We start from the raw sequence: 2,272 nt of genomic DNA on the forward strand, positions 1-2,272 counted from the left end.
GACCAGCAGCACGAGCGCCCCGGCGCCGTTCGACGCCTCGGCGGCGGTCTCGGCGGCGCTCGGCGAGATCGGCGCCGCCCGGAACCAGGAGAGCGTCAGCGCGCTGAGCGTCGACCGGCTGCTGACCAAGGCGGCCGCGCTGCACTCCACCGACATGGCCCGCACCGGCGACTTCAGCCACATCGGCTCCGACGGCTCGGACCCCTTCAGCCGGGCGGCCGGCGTCGGCTGCCTGACGCTGTCCCAGGAGCTGATCGCGCACGGCAAGCCCGGTGACGACGTGGTCGGCGCGCTGCTGCGGGACCCGGCCTCGCGGCGGGCGCTGGTGTCGTTCTGGAACACCGGGATCGGGGTCTCGGCGCAGCTGGACCCGACGACCGGCGATGTGTACTGGACGATCGAGTTGGGCTGGTTGTAACGCTGGTTGTACCACTGGTTGGAGCGCTGGTCGGAGCCGTGGCTGGAGCGCTGGTGGGAGCGCTGGTGGGAGGCCGCGGTCGGCCGCGGTTCACCCGCAGAGCGGAGAAAACGTGATGCGGCCCCGCCTCGGTCGTTGAACCAGGGCGTGCGTAAACCAAGGATCGAAGACCTCCGTCCGACCCGGCTCCCGGCGACCGTCCTCGCGGCGACGGTCGGCGCCGGCTCGGCGGTGCTGCTCATGCTCCGCCTGTTCGTGCCCCGACCGGTGGGGGTGGCCGACAACTACGACGGCGTCCGGCTGATGTGCCACCTCGGCGTCGACGTGCGGCTGCCACGCAACACCCCCCGGCTGCGCGACTACGTGTACTACCGCTATGACCACCTGGCGCACTTCGGCTGCCAGCGGCACGCGCTGGGCTCGATCCGGCTGCCGGACGTGCCCTACCAGAGCAGCCAGCTGCTGGTGCTCTACGCGGGCCGGGCGCTGACCAGGCTGCTCGGCCTGCCCGGCTACCTGGACCTGCGGGCCGTCGGGATCGTGTGCTGCCTGCTGATCGGCGCCGCAGTCGGGCTCCTCTACCGGATCGCGACCCTGCGGCACCGCTACCGGCTGCTGCTGTGCGCGGCCGTGGTCGCGGTGGTCGGGGACACGGTGTTCATCGACTACGCGGTCTCGCCCTTCAGCGAGATCGCGTCCATCATCGGGCTGCTCTACGTCGCGGTCGGGGTGCTGATGCTGGCCGGGCCGAGCCGCCGGCGCCGGTTGGCGGGAATCGCCGTCACCGGCATCTCCGGGCTGTTCCTGGCCACCGCCAAGACCCAGAACGTGTCGGCGGTGCTGCCGCTGGCGCTGCTGCTCCTGCTGCCCGCCATCCCGATGCCGGTGCCGTCCCGGCCCGCGCGGCTGGCCGAGCTGGCCGGCCGGGTCCGGCTGCCGGCCCTGGACCGACGGCTGCGACACCGGCTGACCGGCCTGGTGGCCGTGGTGGTGATGACGGCCGGGGCCCTCGCGGTGTCCGGCAACGAGGACAAGCGGACCGCCCAGCTGACCGAGGCCAACTTCGTGGTCGTCACCCTGCTCCCGACCTCGGCCCACCCGGAACGAGACGTCGCCGAATTCGGCGCACCCTCCTGGCTCGCCGACTACGCCGGGGCGCCGCCGTGGTGCGCGCCGACGACACTCCAGGACAGCGCCGCGTATCAGAAGTTCACCAAAGGCCTGTCGCACCAGCGCATCCTCGGCTTCTTCCTGGACCACCCCACCCGGCTCCTGCCGGTCCTGAACCGAGTCGCAGGGTACTTCTACGAGCCCCGGCCGACCGCGACACTATGCGGCCCCGGACCGCACGGCACGCAGATCATGGTCCTGCCACGCCTGGGGAACTACACCCACCTCGCCCACACCCCGCGCGGCCTCCAGGACCACCGCTGGTCCCCGGTCACCGACGCACTCGGGCTGCTGCGAGGCTCCGGCCTGGCGACGCTGCTCCTGCTGTGGCTCCTCCCGGCAGCCGCCATCACCGCGACCCGGCGGCGCCGCGCTCTGCGGGGCGTGGGGGCCCTCCTGGGTCTGCTGCTAATCGTGGCACTGGCCCAATTCGGCGAGTCCGCCTTCGCCGACGGCATCGACACCGCCAAGCACCTCGACCTCGCGGTGCTGGCGACGGCGCTGGCGTGGGTGCTCGCAGCGGTGGAGGTGCTGGCGGCGCTCACAAGCCGGGACCGGCGGGACGCGGCGGCGGTCACCGGGATTCCGCGCCCGGCCTCGGTTTCGGCGCCGGAGTCTGAGCCGGTGGCTTGAGGGGTGGTTTGAGGGGTGGTTTGAGGGGTGGCTTGAGGGGTGGCTTGAGGG

General features: G+C 72.5%; 2 protein-coding genes. Both read left to right on the plus strand.

Going from position 1 to position 2,272, the window contains the following annotated elements:
* The coding region (locus KGQ19_RS48350; RefSeq protein WP_212022350.1) for a CAP domain-containing protein at nt 1–418 on the plus strand (418 nt) is incomplete at its 5' end.
* A gap of 147 nt (nt 419–565) precedes the next feature.
* A complete protein-coding gene (gene wsfD, locus KGQ19_RS48355; protein ID WP_212022353.1) occupies nt 566–2,221 on the plus strand; it encodes a glycan biosynthesis hexose transferase WsfD in 1,656 nt (551 codons plus the stop codon).
* The last annotated feature ends 51 nt before the right edge of the window (nt 2,222–2,272 follow it).

It is taken from the genome of Catenulispora pinistramenti, assembly GCF_018274385.1.
Lineage (GTDB): Bacteria > Actinomycetota > Actinomycetes > Streptomycetales > Catenulisporaceae > Catenulispora > Catenulispora pinistramenti.